This window comes from Pseudoprevotella muciniphila, from assembly GCF_003265305.2.
GTDB classification, from domain to species: Bacteria; Bacteroidota; Bacteroidia; order Bacteroidales; family Bacteroidaceae; genus Alloprevotella; species Alloprevotella muciniphila.
The window spans coordinates 2536132-2562546 of sequence record NZ_CP033459.1 but is presented as its reverse complement, the minus strand read 5'-3'; the positions used below and the strand labels follow the sequence as shown (position 1 = coordinate 2562546).

General features: G+C 45.1%; 24 protein-coding genes. 4 read left to right on the top strand and 20 right to left on the bottom strand.

Annotation, left to right across the window (positions count from 1 at the left end):
* The first annotated feature begins 8 nt into the window (after positions 1-8).
* The 4 genes from C7Y71_RS10405 to C7Y71_RS10390 all read left to right on the top strand — a co-directional run bounded on the left by C7Y71_RS10405 (position 9) and on the right by C7Y71_RS10390 (position 4310).
* The gene (locus C7Y71_RS10405; RefSeq protein ID WP_111897635.1) at positions 9-908 is read left to right on the top strand and encodes a glycosyltransferase family 2 protein; all 900 of its coding nucleotides are present in this window, start codon (positions 9-11) and stop codon (positions 906-908) included.
* 6 nt (positions 909-914) lie between these two features.
* Positions 915-2063 (top strand): glycosyltransferase, encoded by a 1149-nt coding sequence (locus C7Y71_RS10400; RefSeq protein WP_111897634.1) that lies wholly within the window; start codon positions 915-917, stop codon positions 2061-2063.
* Between the two features lie 79 nt (positions 2064-2142).
* Positions 2143-3120 carry an acyltransferase family protein gene (locus C7Y71_RS10395; protein WP_111897633.1) on the top strand — a complete coding sequence of 326 codons (978 nt, stop codon included), beginning with the start codon at positions 2143-2145 and terminating at the stop codon, positions 3118-3120.
* Between the two features lie 14 nt (positions 3121-3134).
* Positions 3135-4310, top strand: a complete 1176-nt coding sequence (locus C7Y71_RS10390) for a glycosyltransferase family 4 protein (protein WP_111897632.1) — start codon at positions 3135-3137, stop codon at positions 4308-4310.
* A 95-nt stretch (positions 4311-4405) separates the two neighbouring features.
* Here the strand turns inward: C7Y71_RS10390 and C7Y71_RS10385 are convergent, their stop codons facing one another.
* The 20 genes from C7Y71_RS10385 to C7Y71_RS10290 form a co-directional block, all read right to left on the bottom strand.
* Positions 4406-6238: an AAA domain-containing protein gene (locus C7Y71_RS10385; RefSeq protein ID WP_111897631.1), complete on the bottom strand. Its 1833-nt coding sequence runs from the start codon at positions 6236-6238 to the stop codon at positions 4406-4408.
* A gap of 69 nt (positions 6239-6307) precedes the next feature.
* Complete coding sequence (locus tag C7Y71_RS10380; protein ID WP_111897630.1) at positions 6308-7360, bottom strand: acyltransferase; 1053 nt, start codon at positions 7358-7360, stop codon at positions 6308-6310.
* A gap of 176 nt (positions 7361-7536) precedes the next feature.
* Positions 7537-8295, bottom strand: coding sequence for a hypothetical protein (locus tag C7Y71_RS10375; protein WP_146739347.1), 759 nt, complete (start codon positions 8293-8295; stop codon positions 7537-7539).
* Positions 8296-8335: 40 nt separating this feature from the next.
* Positions 8336-9616, bottom strand: a complete 1281-nt coding sequence (locus C7Y71_RS10370) for an adenylosuccinate synthase (RefSeq protein WP_111897628.1) — start codon at positions 9614-9616, stop codon at positions 8336-8338.
* Positions 9617-9807: 191 nt separating this feature from the next.
* The gene (locus C7Y71_RS10365) at positions 9808-10410 is read right to left on the bottom strand and encodes a response regulator transcription factor (protein WP_111897627.1); all 603 of its coding nucleotides are present in this window, start codon (positions 10408-10410) and stop codon (positions 9808-9810) included.
* Between the two features lie 20 nt (positions 10411-10430).
* Complete coding sequence (locus tag C7Y71_RS10360; protein WP_111897626.1) at positions 10431-11492, bottom strand: esterase-like activity of phytase family protein; 1062 nt, start codon at positions 11490-11492, stop codon at positions 10431-10433.
* 106 nt (positions 11493-11598) lie between these two features.
* A complete protein-coding gene (locus tag C7Y71_RS10355; protein WP_111897625.1) occupies positions 11599-12270 on the bottom strand; it encodes a NigD1/NigD2 family lipoprotein in 672 nt (223 codons plus the stop codon).
* A 9-nt stretch (positions 12271-12279) separates the two neighbouring features.
* On the bottom strand, positions 12280-13434 hold the full coding sequence (locus C7Y71_RS10350; protein ID WP_111897702.1) for a 1-acyl-sn-glycerol-3-phosphate acyltransferase: 1155 nt from the start codon (positions 13432-13434) through the stop codon (positions 12280-12282).
* Positions 13435-13518: 84 nt separating this feature from the next.
* Positions 13519-14505, bottom strand: a complete 987-nt coding sequence (locus tag C7Y71_RS10345) for a D-alanine--D-alanine ligase (protein WP_111897624.1) — start codon at positions 14503-14505, stop codon at positions 13519-13521.
* 41 nt (positions 14506-14546) lie between these two features.
* Positions 14547-15611, bottom strand: coding sequence for an RluA family pseudouridine synthase (locus tag C7Y71_RS10340; RefSeq protein WP_111897623.1), 1065 nt, complete (start codon positions 15609-15611; stop codon positions 14547-14549).
* A gap of 5 nt (positions 15612-15616) precedes the next feature.
* Complete coding sequence (locus C7Y71_RS10335) at positions 15617-16354, bottom strand: PASTA domain-containing protein (RefSeq protein WP_193215910.1); 738 nt, start codon at positions 16352-16354, stop codon at positions 15617-15619.
* 169 nt (positions 16355-16523) lie between these two features.
* Positions 16524-16682, bottom strand: a complete 159-nt coding sequence (gene rpmH, locus C7Y71_RS10330) for a 50S ribosomal protein L34 (protein ID WP_111897621.1) — start codon at positions 16680-16682, stop codon at positions 16524-16526.
* A gap of 133 nt (positions 16683-16815) precedes the next feature.
* Positions 16816-17907: a nucleotidyltransferase family protein gene (locus C7Y71_RS10325; RefSeq protein WP_111897620.1), complete on the bottom strand. Its 1092-nt coding sequence runs from the start codon at positions 17905-17907 to the stop codon at positions 16816-16818.
* A 14-nt stretch (positions 17908-17921) separates the two neighbouring features.
* Positions 17922-19016 (bottom strand): endonuclease/exonuclease/phosphatase family protein, encoded by a 1095-nt coding sequence (locus C7Y71_RS10320; protein WP_146739346.1) that lies wholly within the window; start codon positions 19014-19016, stop codon positions 17922-17924.
* 51 nt (positions 19017-19067) lie between these two features.
* Positions 19068-20174, bottom strand: a complete 1107-nt coding sequence (locus tag C7Y71_RS10315) for a nucleotidyltransferase domain-containing protein (protein WP_111897618.1) — start codon at positions 20172-20174, stop codon at positions 19068-19070.
* A gap of 141 nt (positions 20175-20315) precedes the next feature.
* Positions 20316-21896: a Gfo/Idh/MocA family protein gene (locus C7Y71_RS10310; protein ID WP_394366627.1), complete on the bottom strand. Its 1581-nt coding sequence runs from the start codon at positions 21894-21896 to the stop codon at positions 20316-20318.
* A 92-nt stretch (positions 21897-21988) separates the two neighbouring features.
* On the bottom strand, positions 21989-23497 hold the full coding sequence (locus C7Y71_RS10305; RefSeq protein ID WP_111897616.1) for a tetratricopeptide repeat protein: 1509 nt from the start codon (positions 23495-23497) through the stop codon (positions 21989-21991).
* Between the two features lie 166 nt (positions 23498-23663).
* The gene (locus C7Y71_RS10300; RefSeq protein WP_111897615.1) at positions 23664-24605 is read right to left on the bottom strand and encodes a PstS family phosphate ABC transporter substrate-binding protein; all 942 of its coding nucleotides are present in this window, start codon (positions 24603-24605) and stop codon (positions 23664-23666) included.
* Between the two features lie 177 nt (positions 24606-24782).
* Entirely contained in the window at positions 24783-25772 is a 990-nt protein-coding gene (locus C7Y71_RS10295) for an energy transducer TonB (protein WP_111897614.1), read from the bottom strand.
* Positions 25773-25782: 10 nt separating this feature from the next.
* Positions 25783-26412, bottom strand: a complete 630-nt coding sequence (locus C7Y71_RS10290) for an ExbD/TolR family protein (protein ID WP_111897613.1) — start codon at positions 26410-26412, stop codon at positions 25783-25785.
* Positions 26413-26415 lie beyond the last annotated feature (3 nt).

Sequence of the window (26415 nt, the reverse complement as noted above, 5' to 3'; positions counted from 1 at the left end):
TTCATACTGTGATTTCAGTAGTAATCCCCCTATACAATAAAGAGCAATTTATCCAACACACACTGGAGGCTGTTCTTGGTCAGACATATCAGGATTTTGAGATTGTCATCGTGGACGATGGCTCTACAGACAATAGTGTCAGCGAAGCGAGAAAAGTGAATGACCCACGCATCCGTATTGTCAGTCAGGAGAATGCTGGTGTGTCTGCGGCACGTAATCGCGGCATAGAAGAAGCTAGATATGATCTTATTGCCTTTCTCGATGCTGATGACGAGTGGAAGCCAACCTATCTCGAAACGCAGATGGCGCTCGCCGAGAAATATCCGCAATGCAATGTCTTCGCTACCAACTATGAATTCCGAGATGCAGAAGGAAACACGCGCCCGACTATCATCCGCCGCTTACCCTTCGATGGCGAAGACGGCGTCGTGACCAACTATTTCGAAGTGGCCAGTCATTCGCATCCACCAATTTGCTCTATCACCATCATGGTTCGCAAAACTGCCATTCAAGAGATTGGAGGATTCCCTGTAGGAATAGCAGCGGGCGAAGATTTGTTAACATGGGCTCGCCTTGCTGTCAGAAACGATATTGCCTATTCTAAAAAACCATTAGCGGTATTTATCAAAGAAACTTTTGTCTTCAACACAAAACCAAGGCGTAGGCCTGCAGACATTGACATTGTGTCTCAAGAATTGCGTATCCTTAAGGAATCGTTTCCTCAAATAAAGGGCATAAAAAGTTATATTTCGCATTGGCACAAGATGAGATGCGCCATTTATTACCAATTAGGCGAAAAAAAGAATAGCATCAGAGAAGCGCTGAAAGCATTGAAATACAATGTTTTCAATTACAAACTATACGCGTATATTTTGATAAACATTATTCCTTTGAAAAAAACTCAATAAAGAATAATGATGAAAATTGTCAATGTTACACATCATTACACTGACGGATGGGGTTATCAAGACAATCTTCTGCCTAAATACCAAAAACTGGCAGGAGACAACGTTGTGGTAATAACAGACACTTGCCATTTCCCTGTATCAATGAGCCAAGAAGACATTGACGAAATATTGAAGAAGGGAGATGAGTACACATTCGATGGGATAAGAATAAGAAAGATGAAGTGCTCGCTAAATACGACAAATTCATCTTTTTTTTGCAGGGGGGTGTACCGCATTCTTAAAGAAGAAAGACCTGACATCATCTTTCATCACGGCATTGACAGTTCTTCACTCGTTGTCAGTACAATTTACAAGATTTTTCACCCAAAGACCACTCTTTTCGTAGATAGCCACGCTGACTATATCAACCAGTCGAAAAACAAATTATGGTTGCTTTGCAACGATAGTATATGGTTGCCTTTTATAGGTTTCATTGTTAGTCCTTTTGTCAAAAAGTTCTTTGGTGTATCACCTTTAAGATGCGAATATCTTAACAAACGATATCGCATACGAAAAAAGAAGATAGAACTTTTACCTCTTGGCGGAGACACGGAACTTGTTGACAGTATAAAAGATTCACGCGACGAACTACGCAAAAAGTTCCACATTCCTACAGATAAATTTATCATTGTAAGCGGTGGAAAAATGGGTAAAGATAAGGGTACGTTGGAACTTATTGAAGCCGTAGAAGAATTAAAGGAATCCTATCCCGACATTTGTCTATTGCTTTTCGGTAAATGTGATGATGCTGTAAAACAAAAGATAAACAATAATAAGGATATTATTTCCATAGGTTGGTGCAACAGAATAGAGACTCTATCATTGCTAAAATTGGCAGATGTTGCAGTATGGCCACTTCTTCATACTTCACTGATAGAGGATGCCATATCGTGCGGGACACCGCTTATTGTCAAAGAATCAGGAAACACAAGTCATTACATAGAATACGACAATGGCATCTACCTCAAAACAGGCAATAAAGAGGAGTTAAAGGATGCCATTGAGACTATAAAAGAAGAGGGGTTCTACATCAATAAAAAGCACAATGCAGAAAAGATGAAAGATGCTTTCAGTTATCATGCTATAGCAGATATGATAAAGAAATATCAAAAATAGTCTATCAAGCATTCAAGATTAGAAACATTTATCTTTTCAATAGAATACACAAATCTCTAACTCAAGCAAAATATACAATATGACACAACGCGACTTATCCATAGATTTTATGCGCTGCATAGGTATGGTGCTTATCGTTTTAGCACATAGCATAAGTCCAGACACAGTTCTTTTTCACGTTCGTGCATTTGATGTGCCATTGATGGTTTTCGTTTCCGGACTTTGTTTTGCAGGCAAAGAGATTCATTCATATAAATCATTTATTTGGAAAAGAACAAAAAGACTGCTTATTCCAACATATCTTTTTTTCATTGCCTATTTTTTATTGGTTCTCATCTTCAAGTTAGCAGGAATAGATTTTGGCATAACAAGGAAACACGTCATTGGAAGTTTCTTATTAGAGACCGGATATAGTTGGGGCTGGATTATTAAGGTATTCCTTCTTGTAGCCATCTTAACCCCTTTCATGCTTTGGCTGAGTAAGTGTATAAAACAATTCATTGCAATATTTTGTCTGTTACTGATTGCTCTGCAAACTTATCTTGTAAGCACTAAATTTTGTATGGACAATTATTTCATTAGAGAATTTGTACTGTATGGTTTGGGATACGGCATTGTATTTCTTGCTGCGACAGGGTTGAAGGAACGTAACATCAAGGAAATAACAATTTGGTGTATAAGTATTGTATCTTTATTCATTTACTACCATATCAACAATGGCTGGAGCGGGATAATACCAATCAACAATTATAAATATCCACCAACGTCTTATTTTATATTTTATGGCATAGGTATTTCTTTACTTCTTTATCAATTAAGAAAATTCTTCACTCCTTTTATAAATAAATTTACAGTATTCATTGGATCACACACCTTGTGGATATACTTATATCACACACCATTCTTTAACGTTTGTACTAAATTAAATTTTAGTTGGACAATAAAATTTCCCATTTTACTTTTAGGTGGTATTGTTTTAGCATATTTACAAGAAAAAGCGGCGATTTGGCTTAACAAAAAATACCCTTGTGGTTTTTGGAAATATCTTATTGGCTAAAGGTATAAAAAGAAATGAAAGTCCTCATAGCACATAACGCCTACGGTAAGTATAGCGGTGAGGAGGCCGTTGTTGACCGTATTGCGGCTATTTTGGCGGCTCATGGAGATGAAGTATGTCGCTATGAGCGCACTACGGCAGGTGTGCGTGAGTCTTTGAGAGGCAAAGTGCGAAGTTTCTTTGCCGGGATATACTCGCCGGACGGTGTACGCGGTATGCGTGAGGCGCTGGAGCGAGAGCAACCGGATGTGGTGAATGTGCATAATGTCTTTCCTTTCATCAGTCCGGCGGCATTAGCGGAATGCAAAAAAGCGGGAGTACCTGTTATTATGACGGTACATAATTTCCGATTGATATGCCCTACAGGACTTTTTATGCGAGGCGGGTTACCTTGTGAAGAATGTTTAGAGCGACATAGCGAATGGGGGTGTCTGCAACATAATTGCGAAGGGAATTGGCTGAAATCTTTGGCATACACCCTACGTAGTGTTCATGCAAGACGCACGAGAGCTTTTCTGGACAATGTAGATGTTTTTTCGTGCATCACGGATTTTCAGCGACAGAAACTCATCGCCGCAGGGATACCTGAAGGAAAAATTGCCGTCAACCCGAACTTTCTTGACGCTACGACAGAGCCAGAGTATAAGGTAGGCTACTATGTGGCATATTGTGGTAGGCTAAGTTTTGAAAAGGGATTTGACCTGTTATTGGAAGTGGCACGCAAACATCCTGATATACCTTTCAAGTTCGCCGGTGCCTTGCGGGAAGGCAGCATAGATGAAATGCCTGGAAATATTGCTCTAATGGGGCATATTTCTGGACAAGAATATGAGGATTTCGTAAGAAATGCTCGTTTCATCGTGATGCCCAGTCGTTGCTACGAAGGTTTTCCTATGGCGATTCTTGAGGCTGCAGCCCAGGGTAAACCCACCATCGGACCCGACCATGGCGGTTTTAGCGAGATTATCGGCAAGGGAGGAAACGCCATCGGCAGACTCTTTAAGCCTAACGACATCAACGACCTGGAACAGCAAGTCGTGCGCCTTTGGAACGCACCAGAAGAAGAAATCACCACGCTCGGACACGCAGCCTTTGAAAAACTCACGACTCAATACAGCTCCGAGCAATTCTACAACCGCTTCCGCTCAATCGTAAGTCGTGCTACGCACGAGAAATGTCAAAAAAAATAATTCAAATTACCAAAAATTATATGGTAATTCATGTTATTCTATGCTCGCTTGCCTTAGCAAGAATTATATGGAGGACTACCCCACGCAGAGCAAGACTAATCGTCAAAATCCGCTAAATCACACCGACAGAATAGTTCGCGATAGAACCGATGGCGGCAAAGCGTTGCAGAATTACCAAGAATAATAAGTTTCATCCGCGCACGCGTCATCGCTACATTCATACGACGCAAGTCACGAAGGAAACCGATGTCGCCTTGTTCGTTGGCTCGCACAAGACTAACCACTATAACATCGCGCTCCTGTCCTTGAAAGGCATCCACTGTGTTAACCGTGATTTGGCGGCGAAGTGGTTTGAGTGTTGCACACTGACGAATAATTTTACGTAGATATTGCACCTGCGCGCGATAGGGCGAAATAACGCCGATATCGACGCATTCATCTAACAACCGCCGCATCCCCACGCGGTCGGCATATTGGCACAACACACGCACTGTGAGTTGTGCCTCTTCTTTATTTATGCGACCATAGCCATTACCCACAAACTCTTCGCCGCTATCAAGCACTGCGGTATCCACCCATTGCAACGGGGCATCAAGGTCGGACAGAATACTCCGATGATGTACCTCCGGTGCTGCCGTGAGTTTTCCGTCATAGAACCAATCAGAAGAGAAACGCATAAGTTCCTCGTTCATTCGATACTGCACAGTGAGCAACCGCACACATTCAGGAAGTTTCTTCGCGGCATGTTCCATCAGCGTCACTCCGAGACCGCTGCGCATCGCCTCCGGACATTTCACCGTCGGTGGCAACTGCTGATGGTCGCCAGCAAAGACCACACGATCGGCTTTTTGTAATGCAATCCAACAAGCCGCTTCAAGTGCTTGCGCTGCCTCATCAACGAAGAGAGTGTGGTAGTGTTGACCAGACAGCACAGGATTAGCAGCACCAGCGAGCGTACACGCTATGACGCGCGAGGTGTCGAACAAAGCATAGCGGATGCGTATCTCAAGTTCATCAGCCCGCTCACGCAAACGCGAAATCTTCTGATGGAAATTCGCTGCACGCTCCTTGCGCGGCGACGACAGGAGTTGCCGGACATTGCGGCGTATCTGCCAAAGTTGTGGATAATCGGGATGGTCGGCGAAACGGCGTTCGTAGGTCTGTGCCAGCATCTTGTCAGTAACGCGAGTGGGGTTACCGATGCGAAGGACAGAGATGCCACGGTCGTAGAGTTGCTCCGCTATCCAATCCACTGCCGTATTGCTCTGTGCGCATACCATGACTTGCGGTTCGCGCCGCAGCACCTCACTAATCGCTTCAACGAGCGTTGTGGTCTTACCCGTACCGGGAGGGCCGTGAACAATGAGTACATCCCGCGTACGCAATACATCGTTCACTGCCCTTTCTTGCGAAGGATTGAGCCAAGGCAGACTGACAGGCATGCGCGGAGGCGCAAACTCGGGTTTCACACCGCCATGAAAAATATCGCGCAGGTGTGCTACCCTTCCCTTCTCCGCTGCCATTGTACGGTCTATCGCATCGAACATGAGTTGATAGGTGCGTTCATCGAAGTTACGCTGCACACCAAGACGCTCTGCATTCTGCAAGACTGCGGCAGCATCCTCATGAGGTAAACAAACGACCATGCGGTCACCATCAACATAACTTACCGAACCCGAGAAGTTGACATAATGCAACATCCCTGAGGCATCTTGCTCAAAGAAAGTAAGACTGCGACCATACTCGAAATTATGCTCAATTTCAGTATCGTCTATCCGAAAAATCTCTATAACGAGGCGGTTGAGCGAATTGTAGTAATATCGCCCCACGCTCACCGGATACCAACACTCCCCTCGCTTCACCTTGCGGTCGATGCCCATTGCCTCCGTCTCACGACGAAATTCCTCCTTCTCATGTTCGTATTCCATGCGAAGGAGGGCACGCTGTTTTTGCAAAGAAAATGAATTATGTTTGGTTGACATAAAAACGACTCCACTCTAAAACAAATTCATTAACGCCCTGAATGAAATCTGACGAAGTTTGTCAACAAGCACAGACAACAGAAATACCCCTATTAGAACTGCTAATACACAGAAAAACGAGCCTTTAGAAACATTATGTGCCCATGTGCATAGTGTATCAAAAGTATTCCTTATATAAACATGCAGCAAAAAAACAGCAAATGCTGAAGAAGAGAAGAACAATATGCTTCTTCGCCACTTATTTGATATTTGCAGTTTTAGGAAAAACACAAAAAGACAGACACTTTCTATAATCACTATTGGATTCAAAGTGCCTAACGGACTATGATCGTACCCCATATAAAGTTCAAACAGAAATATTGATGTCAGCATAATAGCGCAAATCAAATATCCCGCAAAAGCATACCATTCTTTTATCTTTTTAAGATATTCTTTGCTTTTTCTTAATAGTCCTCCTATAAGATACATTCCACCCAAACTTACAAAACTCATTCCCTCGTTGAATTCTGGCGAACATCTCAAAATGTATCCCATGAATGTACTAAATCCATAAAACACCATTATAAACGTTGCCAACTGACGGACAGAAACTGTAGCAATATATGCTTCCAAAACGGGAGCAATCATATAAAGGCCTAAATATGCGATTATAAACCAAATAGTCGTAAATTTTGTCAAAAAAAATGATAAGATCCCTTTCGGCACCGCTGTCTCTGTTATTAAAAATTGAGATGCGATATATGCTACAAGTATGAAAAACAATATCTGAAACATTAGATTACTAAATGACTTCCACTTCCAGCGGATGCCAAAATAACCTGAAATTAGTATAAAGCAGTTAACACATACCACAACAAAAGATTGAATAATAATGGTAAGACTTACGCTACCCGAATCAGATTGCCACAACTCTACTGTAGGAATCCCTCTAATAGGAAGGTCATAATGGATAACGAGAACCATGAACATGGCGACTATGCGCAAAAGTTCAAGATTCAGAGCCCTTTGCTGAGGATGTTTCTTTTCCTGAATTATCGGACAGTTTGCCGTCTCTCTGTATTTGCTCATAATTATACAATCTTATTATCCAAATTATTTACGCTTAGACTCCAATTATCCAACAATACGTGCTACTAATTGGAGTCTTCCAAAAAGTGTAAAATATCTATTGAATTCTCAGTCCAAGGAAAGTTCCTAAGTATCGTGATTATCCAAGAAAGAAACAACATCTTGAGAATTTTTCCCTAATACGGTATGGTATATCCTCCGAAGGGCAGCATAGAGCGATGGAGTCCGAAGCCGTAGTTTCTTGAGGGCTCATAGGGATTATAACCCGCATAGTAGTCGCCATCGAAGTAGGCATTTTTCATGCGCGCCATTTCTACGGCTATTCTCAGATTACTGGTCTCTCCGAGTTTAATGTCTGCCATTGCACCAATCCGGTCAATCGCCGGCTCGTCATAGAAAGGATAAGGCATCATCCTGCGCGAGGGATGGTTCATGAGACTCTTCGTGAAATAGGCATAAAGAGTGAAACGGTCGGAGGGCTGATAAGCCACTATACCCGACACACTTGCGCCTACATTGCGCACCGGTCCCCATGTGCTGTGCATCCCTTGCAGAATAACGGCATAGGAGAAATTACGATTGAGTTTGCCGGCGTATGCCAACGATATGCTTTGTCCAAAGCCTGCTCCTTTTGGTGTATGCCTGCCCGATGCTACAGTAACACCGGCGGAAAGTTGTACATTGAAGCCCTGATGAAGATGCCAGAGATCATAAGCACCACCATAATACCCGCCGAACATATATGGCGAGCCATACAGACCATTATACATGGGCATGGCTATGCTGAAAGGTGTGTCATCCTTTCCACATTCCTCATTCGCAGCATAACCACCCTGACTGTATGCCTGCTCTGCGAATGCCGAATCCTGAACAGCATATTCCTGTGCCATAGCCGGCACAGAGAGGAGGAGCATAAAGACTGTGAGCCATCTCATAGGTTTTGTCGTTTGAAGTTTTTTATGATTGTTAGTCGGCTTACTCAATTTTGCGGAGTACGATAGTCGCCTCGCGGTCAGGACTGACGGATACTATGGAAATCGGAGTGTCGAGCGCACGCTCTATGTAATCGATGTAATCCTGATACGCCTGTGGAAACTCTGAAACAGTACGAACACCTGATAGCGGGGTTTTCCATCCGGGAAGTTCTTCATACACAGCCTCCCAACCTTCTGTGTCGTATGGCATGGTGGTGATCGTTTCTTCTCCCTTGCGGTAAGCCACGCAAACCTTGATTGTATCGAACTCGTCAAGCACATCGCCCTTCATCATGATAAGGTCGGTTACACCATTTATCATGATAGTGTATTTCAGTGCTACAAGATCGAGCCAGCCGCAGCGGCGATTACGACCCGTTACAGCACCGTATTCATGTCCGATGTCGCGGATTTTGTCGCCAGTCTCATCGAAGAGTTCCACTGGGAATGGTCCTGCGCCTACACGAGTGGTATATGCCTTAAAGATACCGAACACACGGTCAATCTTATTCGGTGCGATACCAAGACCAGTACAAACGCCACCTGCCGTGGTGCTCGATGACGACACAAAGGGATATGTTCCGTGGTCTATGTCAAGTTGTGAACCTTGTGCGCCTTCTGCAAGCACAGTCTTGCCCTCTTCGAGATAGCGATTGATTTCTATCTCCGTATCGGTTAGCCGGAATTTGCGCATATAGTCCACACCTTCCATCCACAAACGTTCTTCATCAGCAATGTCGTAATCGGTGAAGTTCATGTCGCGAAGGATTTGTTCGTGGCGAGTCTTGAGACGAGCATATTTCTCTTCAAAGTTTTCTAAAATGTCACCAACGCGAAGGCCTATACGCGCAGCCTTGTCGCTATAGGTGGGACCTATGCCCTTACCCGTGGTACCCACCTTGTTCTTGCCTTTAGCAGCCTCGTAAGCACGGTCGAGCAAACGGTGCGTAGGCAGGATGAGATGTGCGCGGCGACTGATGTGTAAGCGTTCTGTAAGACTATAACCTGCGGCTTCCAATTCTTTCGCTTCTGCCATGAAAAGGTCGGGCGCAATAACACAACCATTACCGATGATATTCAACTTACCCTCGTCGAAAATACCGCTTGGTATAGACCGCAGCACAAATTTCTTGCCGTCGAAAATGATGGTATGACCAGCATTAGGTCCCCCTGCAAAACGTGCTACTACATCATATCGTGGTGTGAAATAATCCACAACTTTTCCTTTTCCTTCGTCACCAAAGACGATACCTAAAAGTGCATCTACTTTTCCTTTTGCCATAATTATTCTTTGCGGCAAACTTATTTTGCCTGCTTCTTTATTTTACTATTTATGGTACAAAAATACAATTTATCCGTGAAGTAATGCATCATGTAACATTGTTTAACAAGATGCACGACGATTATAACCTTTGATTTTCAAAAAACATACATCCTACATTGTGAAACGGTTTCCGCCCGTTATTCCCTCCCCTAAATTTCCTCCACTTTCACGATGCCGCGCGACACGGCAAACACAGTCAGTCCGGAGAGTGTCTTGATATTGAGTTTTTCGGTTAGATTCTTTCGGTGAGTGATGATTGTTGTCAGGCCTACATTCAGGTCGGCTGCCACCTCTTTGTTGGTTTTTCCGAGCACAAGGAGTCGGAGCACCTCCGTTTCACGCGGCGTCAGGGCAGTTTGCTTTAGAGGCGACTGTGCCACCCTAACCGGTTCGGGTTGTTCCCTGTGAGCACCATGAACAGACTGTTCGAGCCTCATCAGGCTTTTGACCAATTCGTTGTGGGGCACACTGATGTCTATCTTACGAAACTGCGCAGGTATATTACCTGCTGAGTCGCCTTCTACGAGAAGAAGCGTTTTGTGCTGATGGCTGATGAAAAACTTGGGATTCTCGAGGAGTACGCTTGCAGTGATGAAATAATGGAAATACTGCTGCTCATCACCCTCGTCCGACATTTCCTTGTAGTTGCGGAAAATGTTTATACTCGCCATTGGCATCATACCCTGTATAAGCCCCGAGAGGCCTACTGCAGCGAGCGTATTCGGTGATATTATGGCGATAGCAGGTTTCAAGCAATCGACTTCTTAAGCGGTTATTGATAAAGGATGACCACTTTGATATAGTCCTTGAGATGGGCAATTTTTATTCCGGCATTGTTCTGCGAGTCGTTGAGAAGCAAAAGCGTTCTGCGATTGGCTTCAAGCGTGGGACCGACACACATGCCTTCATAGTTGGCGAGTTGTACGCTGGGCGGGTTGACCTTTGTGCTGAAAGAGGTGAGTTGTCGCTTTTGCACAAACTTTGTTATATCGAAATTGCGCAGGCTCTCACTCTCTTCCACGAGGTTATCTTTTGTGGGCTCAACGGTAAAAATTCTTATGAATGTCTCGCCGCGTAATTTTGTGGTCGAGACATTGGCTTCACGCTCCATGACGAGCAACGTGCCATCGGGCAACACCGTCATAGCCGGCACACCATAGGCATAGTGCGTGCCGTCTTTCTTGGTAGTACCGACATTCATGCGGTAGGCATACTGACCAATACACTTCAGGCTGTCGTTGAAGCACAATAGTCGCATCACATTGAGGATACTCGGTGTTTGCGGAGAGGTGTGCAGACCGTCTGCGGGTAGTGTGGATTCTGTCATGGTCCAGAAGCAGTGGTTCTTTTCGTCGTAAGCCAATGCTTCAAAACCGAGATTGGCAGATATCTTATCCTTGCCGAACATGGCAGGCACCTCAAGACGACGCCCGGTTGGCTTACCGTCCATGGCATACTCAAGAATCTCCTGATCGCCTTCGCCACAAATGAAGACAGTGTTGGCTGGTTTGAAATAGACAATATCTTCACAATCACGCAAACTGATGCCGTTATGATTCACTTTAGGAGTAGGATTTGCAAAAAAACCTTCGTCTTCAACGTTCGTCACGATACCTGTTCCTGAGTTGAGTTCTATTTTCCATATATGGAATCCATCGGCGGAATCTTTGTCGCTTACGACAGCATAGCGGTCATTGCCAAGCGGAGTGATACCGCTATAATTACCTGGTGCGATTGCCCATTGTGACAATTTTTGCTGTTTGAGAAGTTCCACACGCTGCGCTGAAACGGTCAACGCTACGATACTGAGTGTCAAAAAAATTATTTTTCGCATGATTCTTTTCTTATAAAACCTAATGAAAACTTTCGTTAGTCTTCCTTCGGTATGTCTTTGATTGCAAAGTTACGATTTATTTTGTATTTATAGGTTTTTAGGGGTATCAGAATGCCAGACGCGTCTTATACGTCTTTTCGCCTTCGTAAGTATGTATGGTTAAAGCCAGAGAGTCTTTGCCCGACTGCAAATCTCCTGCATATTGATAAACAGGACACGACATGAACAGTTCCCGTGTGTAATAGGTGCCATTCCCATTTTGGTCGTGATAAAGCATAATCCGCTTCACTCGCGTGCCATCCTCGTGTGTATCCGTACCTTGATCAATGAACGTGAAATAGTGCGTATTCCCTTGAGTGAGCAATGCTAACCTGAGATTGACATATCGCCCGCCATTCCAGAAAGCAGACACGTTCACAGGGTCCGTTTTTTGTTTGCCCTCTTCGATTTGTCTCGGCATAGGCGCCAGCACCTCTACATATTGTGTTATCGTTACCCTGTCTTCTCCTGCAATATAAAGTGCCTGCACACGATAAACACTATCTGCCGTCAGACCGCTGACGTCGTTAGTCAGCGAATATCCGGTGCCATCATCGAGACGGAAAGTCTGAACCTTGCCATTATGATTCGTCCTGAACTCACCGAGAGCGTTGGTATATGCATCGAGAAAGCCGTCATCATCGTTGCCGCACGAAGTAAGGCATAGCATAGCAACCAAAGACACAACGAAAAATATGAAACTATGACAATGCGAGCGAAGTGGGGTGTAACGAGTCATTTACTTATATTATACTTTTGCACCTATATAGTTTTTCAAAGGGTTTGCATACATCTCAAGGATACGGTTGCGCAGGAAGTCCTCATCCTTGTCCGGCAAATCAACCAGTTTTACCCTACTTGCCAGATATTTCTCGAAACGTGCTTTTTCTTCAGGGGTATAATAGTTGCTGTTATCTGTACCATCGAGGAGGTCTGCTGCCACATAATTCCCCGGGAAAAGTTTGTAAGACGAGTGGATGCCTTTATCTATACGCCGCACCACTTCTGCAAAGAAATCACCTTTAGGCAAGCCTGCCAATTCCGGCAGCCAGGCATTGATGCACGGAGCAACCTGATAGTGGATATCGCCCTTAAAGCCGAAAATACCTGTCTGCATATTCAGCAAATCGTCCTCACGGCTCTTTACATGTGCAGGATTGTCGCGTTTTTGCTGCATCTCCTTGGCTTTCAGGAAGTCGCATGGGTCGTACTCGTAGGAGATGGAGAGTGGAACGATATTGATCTGCGAAAGGCATTCAGCAGGAGAACCGTTTCCTGCCATCGCCAGCATTTTTATGAGCGACTCCTGCGTTCGGTCGTTGGAGTCCTTTGCCCTGCCCTCTCGCTGAGCGATCCAAAGGCTGCGTTTCTTCTCGTTGATGGCAAAGTGGATGTAGCCACTAAGTCGCTTACTGCTCGCCAGCATCTCACGCATACCGAGCGAACGACGGACAATAAAGGCCCTGTTTACCCGCACGATTTTTTCTATCCACGGATATGCCAACAGGTTATCGCCAATAGCAATCTCCACCGTATCCTCAAAACCATCCTCCAAAAGCAACAGGCTCAGAATGGCTGAGTCGAGCACTATATCTCGATGATTGGAGATATAAGTGTAAGCACCCTTCTTGTCTGCGAGTGCACTGACATTGATACGGTACGATGTGGCGGCCTTACTGAGCAAGTGCTTCAGTATGGGATAAATCAGCCGTTTCTGAAAGTCGAGGTTGGTCTTGCAGGATAACAATGCTCCCTGTAAGTCCTGCTGCGGCATATCGCCCAAAACGGGAAGCAGGTTCACTACAGAAAGAAACTGCGAATCTGCCAACAATTCCTTGAAAACCTCTGGAAGTTCCTCGGGCTCGTAAGGTCTGATTTCATCATATTCAGATGGTATATTCATGGCTGGATGTTTTGTTTTTAACAAATACGTTTATAACTGCAAATCCACTCCCCTTTGCCAACCTCTCCGCCGGTTATTTACCTTTCAGAAGCGCCCCTCAATGATCTGGCTGAGCACGTCCTTGATATCGAGACCTGCTGCCCGCACTTGCTGCGGAATAAAACTCGTTACCGTCATCCCGGGCGTGGTATTTATTTCGAGAATATTTATTTCCTCATTGCCGCGTTCACCGCTGAGAATATAGTCAATGCGAATAATACCATAACAGTTGAGAATGGCATAAATCTCTTTTGTCAGATTTGATACACGAGCGGCAGTTTCATCCGCTATACGTGCAGGGGTGATTTCGTCCACTTTACCATTGTATTTTGCATCGTAGTCGAAAAACTCCTGTGTTGTAACCACTTCCGTAATGGGGAATGTGATGATTTCCGTACCATTGTGGTAACAGCCACACGTTACTTCCGTGCCGACCATGAGTTTTTCAATCATCACTTCATCGCTCTCGTTCATGGCTTTGTCTATGGCAGGCGCCAGGTCTTCCAAAGTTTTCACCTTCGTAATACCAAAACTACTGCCACCGGCATTGGGCTTTACAAAACAAGGCAGACCTAAACGCTCAATAATGGCTTCATCAGCAGGACGCGCCATACCTCTGCGTACTAGAATGGAATCGCTCAGGTGGAATTGGGAATATGCCCTCAGGAAATTATTAAGGGCGAATTTATTGAAAGTCAGCGACTCCACTAACACATCGGAGGTGGAATAAGGCAAGCCAATGAGGTCGAAATAGCCTTGAAGAATTCCATTTTCGCCAGGTGTCCCGTGAATGGTGATATATGCGAAATCGAAATTATGTTTACCATCGGCTGTTGTGAACGAGAAGTCGTTTTTGTCGATGGGCAGACGCTCACTACCATAATGCACGGTCCATTTGTCGCCTGCCATGTCCACCACGAGACAATCGTACTTTTCATGGTCCATGAAACTCATCAGCCCGTCGGCGCTTCTCATCGACACATCGTGCTCTGATGAGTCGCCGCCTGCAACTATTGCAATTCTTCTTTTCATTTCCTTTTTTATATTTGTTTATTATTATCCTTTTCTGAATGTCAGGCATTTTTCAGCCCACCAATGTAAGTACGCCACCGGTTGAGCAACGCAGCCATATCAGCGGCAGGTTCGCTCGTAAAGTCCAACTCCTGACCCGTTACAGGATGGCGAAAGCCCAGAGTCTTGGCATGAAGTGCCTGACGCGGACAGATTTCAAAACAATGGCGAATGTAGGTGTTGTAAGTACCCGACTGAGTTCCGCGAAGTGTGCGGTCGCCACCATATCTGGCATCATTGAAGAGCGGATGCCCTATGTGAGACATGTGGGCTCGTATCTGATGTGTCCTGCCAGTTTCGAGCACACACTCCACTAATGTGACGTATCCAAAACGCTCAAGTACACTATAGTGCGTCACAGCGGGCTTACCTATCTCGCTATCTGGTGGAAATACAGCCATCTGTAATCTGTCATGCGGATTACGCGCGATATTCCCTTCAATCCTTCCTTTTTCCGATGCCACATTGCCCCAAACGAGGGCCTGATACTTGCGGCGAGTGGTTTTGTTGAAGAACTGTATGCCAAGATTCGACTTTGCTTCAGGTGTCTTTGCTACAACAAGCAGTCCAGACGTATCCTTGTCTATGCGATGCACTAAGCCTACCCCCGGGTCATTGGGGTCGTATTGGGGATTATCACGAAGGTGCCATGCCACAGCATGCACAAGTGTACCGGTATAGTTGCCGCACCCCGGATGCACAACGAGCCCCGCAGGTTTGTTGATGACCATCAGGGCTTCGTCTTCATATACTATGTCGAGTGGGATGTCTTCTGGAACGATAGTGCTGTCATACCGCGGGCGGTCGAGCAACATCGTTACAACATCGTGGGGTTTAACGCGATAGTTACTCTTAACCGGCTTATCATTTACATGGATAAAACCTGCCGTTGCAGCCTGCTGAATTCTGTTGCGTGAAGTGTTAGGCAGATGGTACATCAGGAACTTGTCCACACGGAGCAGTTCCTGTCCCTTGTCCGCCACTACCCGAAAATGCTCATACAGCCCCTCGGCTTCTTCACTGACCGCATCATCGAAATCTTGCAATCCTTCAAAATCGTCCTGCATCTGGGCTACGGTTTTAATTTGTTGCCAGGCTTTAATGCAGTCTTGATGTCGTCTATTTCATTCTCGAAACCAATGTATTCAGGATGGTCAAGAATAACATCACCTTCACCCAGACTTCCCAATTCAGTTACGAGAACTGTGTCCGTCTTGAATTCGGGATCTTTCGTATATTCCTCGCCATTGAAGACTTCAACTTTCTTTCCATCACCCACTACAAGAACAACCGGCGTTACAACTGACACCAAATCGCCTGCCATGACATTCTTGCCATTCGACTTGACGGCAATCACCCAATCGCGGTCGGGACTCGGCACATATTCCACTTCGCCAAGTTTGAAACCTTCTTCCAACAAACGCGCCTGTGCCTCACGAAGTGAAGAATTCTCTGCAAGGTCGGGCAATGGTTTGGGAAGCGGGTGATCGGCATTAACAGAGAGTTCTATAATTCGTCCGGGTTTCACATTGTCGCCCGGGCGCAACGACTGAGTCAATACCACATTTGCTTTCAAAGAATCTACAAAGCCCGTATCGGAAACTTCAACCGTGAGTCCTGCATCTTCCAGAATTTTCTTGGCCTCGTCGTACGACTTGCCAAAAACGTTTGGCACTTTTGTGCTTTCGCCATGATGAGTATAACCGCTAAGCATGTTATACCCAAAATAAATCAGCAATGCCAATATTACCAACATGCCGAGACAGTTGAGCGAGGTGAGAAGACCAGGTATCTTCCTAAAGATATTCATATCGAAGCGTATAGTGTTAAACTTTTTGCTGTGGACCATTCTTACCAATCCACAATTCTATGCGCAAAATTAGCATAAAAAAATGAGAGAAGTATTGGTTTTAACAAAAAACCTACCTCTCTCCTTAAGATTAGTGCCAGCATCAGCCGACGAGGTTACCGGAAACGTATTATTTCTTTCCGTGTACTTCGTCTGAAACTGTCAATTTCTTACGGCCCTTTGCGCGGCGAGCCGCCAACACGCGACGTCCGTTAGCCGTGAGCATACGCTGACGGAAACCATGCTTGTTGTTTCTTTTTCTGTTGTGCGGTTGAAAAGTTCTTTTCATTTTCTATCTTATTTTTATTGTTTGCTTGTTATCATTATCCCCTATTCAACTCACAATTACATCTGCAAGGGATACTTTCGGGCGGCAAAGTTAAGCATTTATTTTTACTCCGCAAATTTATTCCTTCTTATTTTTACAAATATCCGTTCTTTCTCCTCCAGAAATATTGCCAAATTCTGAACACCGGGTGCCAAAGCACTTCTGAAGGATAGTGTGTAAGAAAGCGGAAATTGCGTCGCTGCTTGCGGAAGAAATAATGCTTACGCGATTCCTTGTCGCTGCCTTTATAAAGATACCGACTGTCATGATGCCCGAAATTGCCTGCCTCCATGATTTCATCAAGAAAGAAACGCCCCTCCCGTTCATTAGGTTCGACGATGAGGTATTCATCCTCCAAACCAAAAAGTTCCTGCTGCACATACATCATGGCAGCAGCGAAACGGAGCATTTTCAGTCTCCTGAGCACTCTGACAGTCTCAGCCTTCGTGGCAGCATCAGTCTTGGAATGTTTCAGGACAAAATAATAGTCGAGCACTTGCCGCAGACCCACGCCTTCATCAAGAAGATGGCGATAGGTGTGGACAAGGATATAGATACGGTTGAACGACACCGACGACACGGCTATGCGACCGGCTCCTTCCGGCAATTCCACCTCATGCTGCATCTCTTCTGCCTCATGCTCGCTGAAATATGCCTGAAGGCGCTTGTTCGTGAAGTAGGAATACATCCACGATGGCATAAAATGAGCCTCGACGGAGACGTCTTTGAACACTGGAAAATCCATGTGATGGTAAACAACAGGCATAGTCGGGAAATAGTGGCGCACATAGTCCACCACTTTCTCACGTCCGCCGGCTATCCAATAGTCCAGGTCTCCAGGTGTACGGAGCAACGGGTCAGGATAGAGTTGAGCCACGCCTTGCCCCTTGAGCAAGACGTTGTTGAAACCATCTTGTTTCAGCCTTGCATACAATTTTACAGCCGCTGCGTTCATGCGTCGGTTTATCTGCTTGATCCGTTCCACCATAGCACACCAACTAAGCATAAATTCAGCATCGGGCTGTTGCTCCTTAGGCAACTTTGTTACACCGTAGTAAAGGGGACCTATAAGCGTCTGTTCCTTAATCTGTTGCAGCAAAGTCTCCCACTGTGCTTCATTCAAGGTCTCGCTCAAAGCCGCACGTTTGCCGGTGGTAACTTCTATCAATTCGAAGAATGCTTGCATATCTCGTATATTTCTTACTCTGTACGCTTCAGGGTGCACACAATCGGATAATGATCGGACAAGTGGACATCGTCCCTGATTTCACATGCAACAGGTTTCCACCATTCCGAGGAAAAAACATTATCAATACGCACATAGAGCGCATCTTTATTGAAAGTTCGTCCTATACCATTGCCAACCGCCTTGAAACAGTCCTGGAGGTAATCGCTAATTCGTTGGTGTGCATACGACACAGGAGTGTCATTAAAATCGCCTGTCAGAATAATATTCTCGCCTTGATGGAGTTTCAGATAGTTACAGATATTATCCACCTGGCGTGCCCGTAGTTTCCCTGCGGCACACACTGATGCGATGAGCGAAGGAAATCCTGCATTGTTCGTTTCTTTATGAGCCACATCGATGACATCTTTCAACAAGAGGCGTTCTTCTGCAGAGAGCCGAAGACTCGGCATGTGGGCATTGACCACGATAAGTGTATCTCCTTTCGGCAGTTCCACTTTGAAAGCGCAGCAAATATTGTTGCCTGTGGTATCAATCGTTTCATACGACAGAATGGGATACTTTGAAAACACGCCTACCCAACTATGCCAATACACACCTTTGTTCTTCATGAAATATGGATAATTCCTTCTCGCAGGAGCAATCAGACATGTATCTACGACCTTTTTGAACGAGCCCTCCTGAAAACTCACGATATCAGCATCACAAGTGTCAAGAAAAGCCCTGAAAGCGTGGAGCGACTTCTCTCCTTTGGCGGCAAGTCCGAAACCTTGTACGTTGTAAGACATCACCTTCAGTGTTTGACCTTTTACCTCTTCGGCTGACACAGGCAAATTCAGCGGGCAATAGTTCCTTATGCTCGGTATATTGCAGCATAAAACAGCAAAAAGCACGAGGGCGAGTTTGCGATTATAAAACAGCACAACCACCGTCATCGTCAAAGACATGACAAGCCACAGCGGAAAGAGCAGGCAGAAAACGGAGACATACTGACACCTTTCAGGGTTAATATATACACTGAGAGAGCATAGTGTAAGGAGAAATACTGAAAGTATGGCCACAAATGTGGCTACCCATCTCATAACTTTCAGTATTTTCCTTACATCCATTTTTCTCTTTTCGTCCCTATCGCCCTTCACCTTACTTACTATTTTACCTACTTAATGCTCGTAAAATTCTTCCTTCTTTATCTTCGACTTGAGCCATTTCAAGGGATAAGCCCTCACTTCAGAAGGACAAAGCCTGTAAACACTTAAATGCCGCTTAACGGCTTTGTAATATGCCTTTATCCTTTCCCACTTGTGCTTTGTCTTGAAATGCTGCAGGATGTCATCACCAAAATTGCCAGCCACAATCACATCGCGAACTAACCATTCACCATCTTTACGCGCCTGAGTTGTATCAACAGGGAAAGGGAACATTTCAGCATTCATGCCCAGATAGTTTACACAGAGGCATGCGAATGCAGTTGCTGCACGCTTTATCGGAAGATACTCCAAATCGGCAGCAAACTGTTTGCTATCGATATACTTCTGATTTACAGTGAGATAAACCGCCCAATCGCACACTTGTCGCAGTCCGATGCCCACTTGCAGGAAATGGTGGAGCAGATGCAGGAAGATATACACGGCATTGGTCTGATGCGAGAGAGTGGGAACAGTTATGCCTTTGTGGACAAAAGCAGCGTTAGTGTATTCGTCTTGCCGGCCTTGCCAAATGCGAAGTTTCTTCTTGTTCTTATTATTATAAAAATCTACGAAGACGCGATGGTTTTCCACCTCAATTTCACCATACTTGAAACTGCTGTGGTATGATGTTTCCATCTCGAGAGCGAAGCCCGAATCCTCAATAAACTTGGTAGTTGTCTGATAGTTTTCTTCACCAAAATAAAGATCAATATCGCCCGGCTGACGATGTCGGGGCTCGCGATAATACTGAGCGATACCTTGTCCTTTCAGCAATACACCCTCAAAACCTGCCTTGCGAAACATGGAATAAACCTCCGTTACACCATCATTGAGCATATCGTTGGCATTCTCTATCTGCATCACCAAAGAGAGCCATTGCATATACTCGCTCTTCACAGGGCGCATATTCTGAGGCAGGGAAGAGATACCTTCAAGAACTACACCAACCACAGTCTGAGCACGTGCCAAACGCTGTATTTCCTGCCAGTCAGTAAAATTCTCAAAGAGACTCACGTCTATCGGATGGCCCCACAAACCTGCCCGCAAAAGCGCAAAAAAGCAACTTAAGGTTCTGTCCATTTTGTTATAGAATGGTTAAATTGAAGTTATTATCTTACTGCAAAAATAACATTTTTTGACGATAAACTTCTAAGTTTCAAATGAAAAAAGCGAGAACGATTGCTCGTTCCCGCCACATATTAAAAAGTTTGTATGGTTTGATTATTGTTTAGCGGCTTTCTTGGCAGCCTTTTCTGCAGCCTTCTGGGCTTTTTCAGCAGCCTTAGCCTTTGCTTTATCGTACTTTTCCCATACGTTGTCAGCCGCAGCCTTTTCCTTCAACTTGGCAGTAAAGTCCTTTGCAACTCTTTCTGCTTCTGCTTCATCGTCGGCATTAGCGAAAGCATGACGAAAACCCTTTACAACGTTCCATTCACCACGAGTGAAGTCGGGGAATGCTACGCTTGCACAGTTGTTGTCCATCGAGAGTGTGCCAAGTTCAGCAAGGCAGCACCATTCAGCAAGGTCGTAAACGTCCATATCGAGAGGCAACCCGTTCTGTAAGCAATAAACAAGACGGCTGTCCATGATAAAGTCCATACCACCATGACCACCTACTTCTTTTGCCAATCCACCATATTTTTTCAATATGGGGTGTTCGTATTGTGCTTTGAGTGCATCTTGTTCAGCCTTAGGCATGAAGCCATGTGAAGTCAAATTGTCAAATTTTGGCTTATGTCCTGTAGCCTTGAGTTGGTTGGCATCAATTGCATAATGTTCTTCTGGATACTTTGTTGCATATCCACGAGTTCCACTCAACTTATAAAGGCGATTGTATGGTTGCGGATTCATTACATTGTGCTGAATTTCAACCACTTTGCCGTTTTCTGTACGCATAAGCGTTGTCGTGTTGTCGCCGTTGCGGAAGTTGTTGCAAGGCCTGCCGGTCTTCTTCTCCACATATTCCTTGCCGTGAGCACTCTTGGTGTCCATGGCAACGAGGGTGGTGAAACGGTCGCCACGGTGAATATCCAGAGCCTGTGCCACAGGGCCAAGTCCGTGAGTAGCATAAACGTCTCCACGGTTTTCCATGTTGTACTTCATGCGCCAGCCGAGTTGGTCGGGATCGCTGCCGTCAGGGTTCTTCCAGTAATCATCCCAGTAGTCGTCGAGGTTGTGGATGTAAGCACCTTCGGCACGAAGCACTTCGCCGAACACGCCATGCTGAGCCATATTGAGCGTATTCATCTCATACCAGTCGTAGCAGCAGTTTTCAAGAATCATGCAATGCTTGCGTGTCTTTTCGCTGAGGTCGATGAGTTCCCAGCACTGTTCCAAATTCATGGCAGAGGGCACTTCGATGGCAGTGTTCTTGCCATTCTCAAGAGCGCACTTTGCTACAGGGAAGTGATGGTCCCAGTCTGTTGCCACATAAACGAGATCTACGTTAGGCAGTTTGCATACTTCTTCATAGCCTTTTTCGCCACTGAAGATTTGTGCTGGAGGAAGACCTGCCTTGCGGAGATACTTTTGACATGCTTCTGCACGTGCCTCAACGTAGTCGCAGAGGGCTACGATTTCTACACCAGGGATGTAGGTAAAGCGCTCAACGGCACCGGGGCCACGCATACCAAGGCCTACGAAAGCCACGCGAACAACAGGAAGTTTCTCAACAGTAAGACCGAGTGCAGACTTCTGTCCTGCCGGACGTGCCGGAGTATCAACTACGATAGTACCCTTGTTCCAATGCCACGTAGTAGAGGGAGACAGCGACTGAGCCACAGACTGGATGCCCAATGCCATCGCAGCAACCACCACGAACGATAAAACTTTCTTGAATTTCATAATTGTTGTATAAATTGTTGTATATTAAGATTAATTATTTCAAAGGACAATCAGAGACCGTTCTGCTTGAGAATTTCATTCACGTTATTAGCAAATTCATCTTCCGGATCGACAGAGAGAATGGCGGAGCAGTATTTCTTGATACTTGCCACATCGGGAGAATCTTTATCTGTTTCAACACCGAGGAGCATCTTGTTGGCACGAACGTAGTGAGCCTTGTTCACATCATTGGGCTCTCCCATCTTGTTGAGTGCGAAGACGAAGTATTCAACCATCTTGTCTGTGTTCTGAAGTGCGTTGTAGTACTCTGCCATCATAAATGTGCCGCGATACTGTTCGTCCACGTCAACCATAGTTTCGTAATTGTCGTAGATTTCCTCTGCCTTGGCAAGAGCGGCTTCCTGCTCTGCTCCTTCAAGTTTGAGTGCCTTGTTGCCATAATAGCCTGCGAGGAAGAAATAGTCGGTGGGTTGTACGAGTGTATCACCTGTTGCGATGAATTTCTCACACATTTCGATGGCCTTGTCATAGTTACCTGCTCTTGAATAAGCATCAGCTATCTCAGGCAACAGGGTTGTGGCTGCACGAGGCTCTTTCTGAATGGCTTTTTCTGCCCATTTGATGTATTCATCATACTCCTGCTTTGCTTTATAAGCCTCTGCCAGATAGGCATAATCGCGATAGTTGTATGAAGTGTCGGGCAACTCATTATTGATGACAAAGTCTGACTTCTCTATAACGCGGTTAATGTCTTCTTCGCTAAGGTTAGCATACCTTGTACTGATGATAGCATCGATAATGGAACGCTTGAAGAAAGTATTCTTCGGGAATACTCCATTAAGTTCGGTAGATAGAGTTTCAACCTCATCATACTTTTCATTCATGCGGAGCAATGCCACATAATTGATACAAGAGTTTTCGTTGAGGTTGTCAATATCGTGAGGAACAATCTTGTAATAGTTCACGTAATTCTCAAGCGCCTTGTCGTTCTGGCTGTCACCATAATAGATGTCGCCGAGATAGCGGCTTACCATTACGCTCGAGGGAGCCACCTTGTCCATCATCTGCAGATATTCCACACACTTTGCAGGATTGGTATCTTTGTAAAGATAGGCAGCCATTGTCATGGCATAAAGGTTTTCAGGGTCTTTGCTCAAAGCCTCGTCATAATACTGCGTAGCCTTACCGTATGCACGGATGCTCTGATAAATATCGCCCAACTGAATCATTACGCTGGGATCTTCGGGAAAGAGTTTATAGGCACGCTCTGCCGTCATCTTTGCTGTTGGAATGGACTTCTTCTGAAGGAAGTAGTTGGAGAGACCTATCATCTGATATGGCTTCTTCTGCACTTTCTTATACAATTTCTCAATCAATTTTGTGGCTTTTTCAGCATCGTCCATTTCAAGGGCGAGTACCTCGTCTGCCATCAGCAAAATTGAGGAGTCCGGTGTTTCGGACTTCACGTACTTTTCATACTCAGCCTGTCCAAGGGCGTTCTGTGAACCCAAGATGAACACGAGGCCCATGATAACACTGTAAATCAGTTTCTTTCTCATTGGTTTGTTTGTTATATTATTTTAGACATTTTTGCGTGAATGCAAAATTACAAAAAAAACGCGGCAAACTACAAACTTTACGGATTTTGTTGCATGATGTTGCGAATTTCTCGATTTTGCTATCACTTGTTATTATATAACAATGACAACTTTCTTTCTCTTAGGTTTAATTCTTTATCGCCACACTCTTGACAAAGACAGGGCTATTGGGAAGCAACTGCGAGTTTTTGCAAATGATGAGTTGCCCGCGCTCACCCTTGAGGAAGTGGTAGAAAAGTTTGAGTTTGCTCTTGACAAGCGGGTCTTTACATACGGCATAGACACGACGCACAAGTGGGTAAGCACCCGTGGCAATATAATACTGATACGGATGTTTGTATTGCGCACTTGCAAGCGGTAGCGCACTGACCTTCATCACATTGAAACCCAGCCCATTGAAATTGGCGAGCGTAGAGTCGCCTCTTTCCTTCAGCCAATCAACACCTACCACACCTATCACATTGGGGTCGTGATTCACGGCTTCAATCACTTTCTCTGCGCTGCCTTGCGCAAAGGCATTCGGGGCAAGGTCCTTGCCATTATTCAGAGAGTCTTTCATATAGCGAACTGTGCTCGATCCTGATTTGTCGAAAACGAGTTTAATGTCGCCTGAGCGGTTGGAATTGGCAAGTTGGTTCCATTGCTTGATAGACCCGTTGACAATACCCTTCACTTCTTCGAGCGCAATGAGTGTGTCGTTATTCTGAGAATTGACAATCAACGCAAAGGCATCAGACGCAATGGGTGCCTGCATCAACTTGTAGGAGCGGCTCTTGAGGTATTGCTCCTCTTCTTTTGAAATTTTGCGTGTAATGATTGCCATGTGAACAGAGTCGGACAGGAACATGCGCACAGCGCTGTCTTCAGAACAATAAATGGGCAAGGTGTCGGCATCGGGATGAAGCAGCGAAAAGGAGCCCAGTTCTTCCTCCATGATAGGTGCAAAAGTTTCATCGATAGCAACTTTCACTTCGTCTTTCGACAGCACTGCCTTGGCATCAGTATTCGTCTTGCCTGTGCAGGAAAAGCACAATATTACTGCTGAAAACAAATAAAATAACTTCTTCATATTATATCTTGTGTTTGTTTATTCTTTTTTTAAACATGATTGATATGTTCCTGTCAAGAACAACTACAAAGGTAAGCAATTTATTCCGGTTTTTTGAGAAAATGATAGCGTTTTGCATAAACAAAAAAAAGAGAGGTTTCAAAAACCCCTCCTTTAGTTATAGATACTCTGTCAAGATTACTGGAGCACATACTGCACTTCCTGAACCTTGATTGAAGTAATAGCGTTACCTTGCTCGTCCTTACCCGGCGTCCACTTGGCACTGCGAATAACGCGCATGGCTTCTGCATCGCACTCCTTGGAAAGAGACTTGAGGACCTTCATCTGCGAGATGGAACCGTCCTTGCCTACTACGAACTCGATTCTTACGATACCCTGCACCTCCTGCTCAATGGCAATGGCCGGGTACTTCAGGTGCGACTGCAAGTACTGTATCCAGTTACCAGGATACTTGGCTTCAACAGCCGGGTGACGCTCGATGTGTGAGTCGTCCTTTGCTGCGTTCTTAGCCACGTTCTTCACGTCGAGTTTCGGGGCGGTACCCGTACTCTCCTTCTTACCGGGGCCAGAGAACTTGTTGCCTGTTACACCTGCATTGCGGTCGTTCGTAATATAGTCTTTAGAAGTAGCAAAGTCGCCACCCTTCACACCCTTGAAGGCGCGGTCGGATATAGCTGCAGTGTTCTTCATGACGTCATCCTGAGCCTTCATGACACTCTCCTTGTTAACTTCGTTGTCCTTCTTTACGACTACGTTGGTCAACTGCTGGAGGTCCTGAGCAAGTTTAGGAGGAGCCACCTCAGCCTGTTTGGGCTGGTCTTGCTGTACTTCGGTCTGCTGTACCTGTTCCTCCTGCTTGGGCTTTTCAATCTGCTTGGGCTCGTCCTTCTTCTCCTCTTCTTTCTTCTCGTCTTGTTTCTTGTCCTCATATTCGAGGTTGGAAAGTTCGGTGGCAGAATCATCACTTATGGAAGCGATAGCAGCGCTAACACCCATATAGAGACCTACTGCCATAAGAATAGCAACAATACCGACAGCCACCCATATCACAGCGTACAAAGTACGCTTACCTGCGTTCTTACGCAGTCTATAGGCACCATACTCCTTGTTACGGCCTTCGAAAATGAGGTCAACCCATTCTTTTGATTTTAAATCTATCTTTGCCATAATTCAGAATTTATTGGTTTGTTGGTGTTCCTATACCTTTTGCTTCATCGAGTATCTTCTGGTCATCTTCAGTAAAGTCGTTGATCATGAACTTACCGATGTTGCAAATTTTCATTTCGTCAAGTGCATCTACAAGATTGTAGTATGTTGCTTTGTCCGATGCTTTGATAATCACATTTGGCGTGTCGTCGCCACCTGTAATCTCCTTCACTTTGGCTTCGTATGCTTCTTTGTTCTTTGCGAAAGTCTGCGGGTCAGAACTCTGCTGGAGTTGGAACTCCTTCTTCAGTTGCTGAATCTTCTGATAGGCAACTTGGTTCTTGCGGAGCAGTTTGTCGCGAACGCCACCTTTACCATAGGTGGTCTTTTCGGGAGTAGCCTGACCGGGTATTCCTTCGAAATAATAGATAGCATCGCCTTCGTCGAGAAGAAGTGTCACTGCTTTTGACTCCTCTACCTGTGTACTGTTTTCCTCATTTGTCTCCAAGTCGGCAGGCATGGCAATTTCCATGGTCTGTGGCTTGATGAGCGTGGTACACAGCATGAAGAACGTGACAAGCAACATGATCATGTCCACCATCGGCGTAAAGTCGACGCGGGCATTCATTTTTTTCTGTTTACTTTTACCAGTCTTTGCCATTGT